Source organism: Gemmatimonadota bacterium (assembly GCA_009838645.1).
Taxonomy (GTDB): Bacteria; JAAXHH01; JAAXHH01; order JAAXHH01; family JAAXHH01; genus JAAXHH01.
In genome coordinates this window covers 1-3,985 of the sequence record VXRC01000031.1, presented here as the reverse complement: position 1 = coordinate 3,985, position 3,985 = coordinate 1, and the positions used below count along the sequence as shown (strand labels likewise).

3 protein-coding genes are annotated in these 3,985 nt (G+C 68.6%); 2 read left to right on the top strand and 1 reads right to left on the bottom strand.

Going from position 1 to position 3,985, the window contains the following annotated elements; all coding sequences use genetic code 11:
* The first annotated feature begins 25 nt into the window (after positions 1 to 25).
* Together F4Y38_09215 and F4Y38_09210 are read left to right on the top strand one after the other, a co-directional pair.
* A complete protein-coding gene (locus tag F4Y38_09215; protein ID MXY49455.1) occupies positions 26 to 1,219 on the top strand; it encodes a hypothetical protein in 1,194 nt (397 codons plus the stop codon).
* 37 nt (positions 1,220 to 1,256) lie between these two features.
* Positions 1,257 to 2,666, top strand: coding sequence for an amidophosphoribosyltransferase (locus F4Y38_09210; protein MXY49454.1), 1,410 nt, complete (start codon positions 1,257 to 1,259; stop codon positions 2,664 to 2,666).
* Between the two features lie 30 nt (positions 2,667 to 2,696).
* On the opposite strand, the gene F4Y38_09205 is transcribed toward F4Y38_09210, so the two are convergent.
* Positions 2,697 to 3,740: a hypothetical protein gene (locus tag F4Y38_09205; protein MXY49453.1), complete on the bottom strand. Its 1,044-nt coding sequence runs from the start codon at positions 3,738 to 3,740 to the stop codon at positions 2,697 to 2,699.
* Positions 3,741 to 3,985: the final 245 nt, after the last annotated feature.

Genomic DNA, 3,985 nt, shown 5'->3' with positions numbered 1-3,985 from the left:
AGTCACCGCGACGGGGAGCTTCCGGGTGCTGGAAGACGGGGTCGCGGTGGCGGACATCCCCGCGCTTCCGCTGACCGACGGCTGCCCGACCTACGAGCGGCAGGGCGAGGAGGGGGACGAGGTGCGGGCGCTGCGCGAAATGGACATCGCGCCGTACGCGGAGCCGCCTGCCGGGCTGAAGGATGCGTTTCTGCAGGTGGTGGGCTCGCCCAACGTGGCGTCGAAGCAGTGGGTGTACGAACAATACGACACGACGGTGCGCGGCAACTCGATCGAGCGGCCCGGCGGAGACGCGGGGGTGATCCGGATCCCGGGTACGAACCGGGGCGTCGCGGCCTCCACGGATTGCAACGGACGCCACACGTACCTGAATCCAAGGCGCGGTGCAATGGGCGCCGTGGCCGAGGCCGCCCGCAATGTCGCGTGCACCGGCGCGGTGCCGATGGCCGTCACCAACTGCCTCAACTTCGGCAGCCCGCTCAAGTCCCATATCCAGCACCAGTTCCGCGAAGCCGTGCTCGGGATGCGCGACGCGTGCGCCTACCTGGAGACCCCCGTCACCGGCGGCAACGTGTCGTTCTACAACGAGACCGACGGCAAGGCGGTCTATCCCACCCCGGTGATCGGGATGATCGGCGTGATCGACGATGTGGAGACCGTCGTGCGGCACGCCTTTCGCGACCCCGGCGACCCCATCTTCCTGCTGGGCGCGAACATCGGCGAACTGGGCGGTTCCGAGTACCTGTACGCGCTGCACGGCCTGGTCGCGGGGGAGCCGCCGCCGGTCGACCTCGCCGCCGAACGCGCGCTCCAGCGCTGCATCCTCGCCATGGCGCAGCGCCGCCTCCTCAAGTCGGCCCATGACGTCGCCAGCGGGGGCCTCGCCGCCACCCTGACCGAATGCTGCCTGGGCCGTCCCCGCACGGGCAGGAGCGTCGGCGCGAACGTGCGCTTCACCGCCCCCCTCCCCGACGCCGCGCCCCTCTTCGGCGAGGACCATGGGCGCGTGGTGGTCAGCTGCGCCCCCGAGGACGAGGAGCGCCTGCGCAGCCTCGCGGCCGACCATGGCGTGCCCTGCGAGCAAGTCGGCACCGTGACCGAACCCGGGGCGCCACTCGAGATCGCGACGGGGTCGTCGGAGTTGCGGCTGGAGGCGGAAACGCTCCGCGAACGTTATTATGGTGTCATTCCGGAGATCATGAACCGGCAATCCGCGTGAGCACCGAGTGCCGCAAGGCACCGCGTTGGCGAGGATAATGCGAGACCGCGCTCCAACCGACATCAGTCTTCCCCTTTTGGACGACCGTCCGCGCGAAGAGTGCGGAATCGTGGGGATCAACGGAATCGAGAACGCCTCCGAACTCGCCTTCCTCGCGCTCTACGCGCTGCAGCACCGGGGCCAGGAGGCGGCCGGGATCTGCGCGGCGAACGGAGCGCGAACCCGCCTGTACAAGGAGATCGGCCTCGTCTCGGATGTCTTCGCCGCGGACCGGATCGCGTCGCTGCCGGGCAGCACCGCGCTCGGCCACGTGCGCTATTCCACCGCGGGCAGCGGCCAGCGGGTCAACGCGCAACCGATCGTGGTGAGCTACTCGGAGGGCGACCTCGCGATCGTGCACAACGGCAACCTGACGAACGCCAACACGATCAAGAGCCAGCTCGTCGACGAGGGCGCGATCTTCCAGAGCTCGTCGGATTCCGAAGCGATCGTCCACCTGATCGCGCGCTCCCGCCACCGCTCGGTCGTGGCCCAGATCCGCGACGCGCTCAGCTTCCTGGAGGGCGCCTACGCGCTCGTGCTCACCGTGGGCGACACCATGTACGCGGTGCGCGACCCGCGCGGCTTCCGCCCCCTCGTGCTCGGCGAGCTGGACGGCGGCCATGTCGTCACCAGCGAGACCTGCGCGCTCGACATCATGGGGGCCACCTTCGTGCGCGACATCGAGCCGGGTGAACTGCTCCGCTTCCGGGACGGCCGCGTCGAGAGTCTCCCGGGTCTCCACCCCGAGACCCCCGCGCCCTGCATCTTCGAGCTCGTGTACTTCGCGCGCCCCGACTCGAACCTCTGGGGCATCAGCGTCGACCGTGCGCGGCGGGCCTTCGGGCGCCAACTCGCGCGGGAGCACCCCGTTTCCGGAGACTGCGTGATCGCGGTGCCCGACAGCGCCAACTCGGCCGCGCTCGGATACAGCGAGCAGAGCGGCATCCCGTACGAACTCGGCCTGCTGCGCAACCACTACGTGGGCCGCACCTTCATCCGGCCGAGCCAGGCCGACCGCGACTTCGGCGCCCGCATCAAGTACAACCCGGTGCGCGACGTGCTCGCCGGGCAGCGGGTGGTGGTGGTGGACGACTCGATCGTGCGGGGCACCACGTCGCGCAGCCTGGTCAAGTTCATCCGCGGCGCGGGAGCGGCCGAGGTGCACTTCCGGGTGGCGAGCCCGCCCGTCCGGTACCCATGCTTCTACGGGATCGACATGCCGTCGAAGGGGGAACTCCTGGGGTCGCAGATGACCGTCGACGAGATCGCCGCCGAGCTGGGGGTCGACTCGCTCGGATACCTGACGCTGGACGGGATGGTCGCCGCGGTCGAGGAGCGCGGGCCGTTCTGCGCGGCGTGCTTCTCGGGGGAGTACTCCGCGCCGCTGGTGGATCTGGAGGCCTAGCGGCCAGCCACCGCGGTGCGCGGCGGAACCTCATCGTTCCACCAGACCATACCCCTCGCGCATGGCCCCGTCGTAGTCCCCGATCAGCCGCCACCAATTGGTCAGCGGCCGACCGTCGTACGACAGCGTGTGACCGGCGCCCGGAATGTTCTGGGACCAGTATCGGAACCAGCCCAGGCCGGTGCATCCCCACCGTTCGCAGTTCATCTGCTGCGTGGCGCCCATGCCGCCGGGACGCCAATCTTCGCAATCGGTCTCGACGAATCGCCGGTTCGCCCAGTCGTAATCTCGCTCGGCGTTCGGCGGAAAGTGCGACCACCCGCACCGCGGACTCACGATCCGGTGCGAGATGTCACTTCCCACGAACTTGCCCCAGAACAACAGGTCGCCCCAGGCATCGTCGGGTGTCGAATCGCGCCCGTCCGCAGCGTTTATCACCGCCTCCAACTGGTGCATATGGTTTTCCGTCGCCTCCGCCAGACCGCGCTGGTAGTTGTAGTGGTACACCGTATAGGTACGGTCGGTTACCGGCAGGTCGAGGGTATCGCGATCGCTGTTGCTCACATCCCCCCAGGGACCGGCCATGTTGGACTCCCACAGGTCGATGACGCCGCCGTGATAACCCCAGATCCACACTTCCTTCACCCCCTCGTCCTCAACCCATCCGGCGAAGTCGTGAGCGGCCGCGATGGCGCCGTAGTCCGTCATCGGCACCTCGTGCCCGGGCTTGTCAAGGACGGGCAGGGGTTCGAGCCGCTCCTCGGTGTGGACCACGCGGTAGCGAAGGCTGGGAGGCGCGGCCGGGTCGGCATAGGCGCGATACCGCGATCCGTCCTCGAGCGTCACGATGAGCGCCGCGGTCAGAGAATCCGTTTTCCGGCGCGTGTAGGCCAGGGACTCACCCCAGTCGCCAGTGGCCGATATATCGACCATTTCACCGTCGCTCGTGGGGAGATAGCGCACCACCACCACCGGGATCTCCCACGGCGGTCCGCTCGGGCGGTTCTGGTCGGGCGCCGCCGTGCAAGCCGCGAAGAGCATGGTGCACCCAATCAACCGCAGCGCTTCTGACATTCCCCTTCCATCCCCTCTGTTGGCCCCGGGTGATTCACCAGATCACCTGATCCCGAAGATGCGGACGAGGCCCCGTTCTGCAAAGGGTTCCGTGCTGCCCGGTCGTCCGGGGACCGCCTACGGCTTGGGGCAGGCCCTCGTCCACCTCCGCGCCCCGTCGGATCATGATGGACCTGCAGCCCACCACCACCCAGCGAGGGTTCAGATGCGTCCCCGTACCGCGGGCGGGTAGGAGCATATGAGAG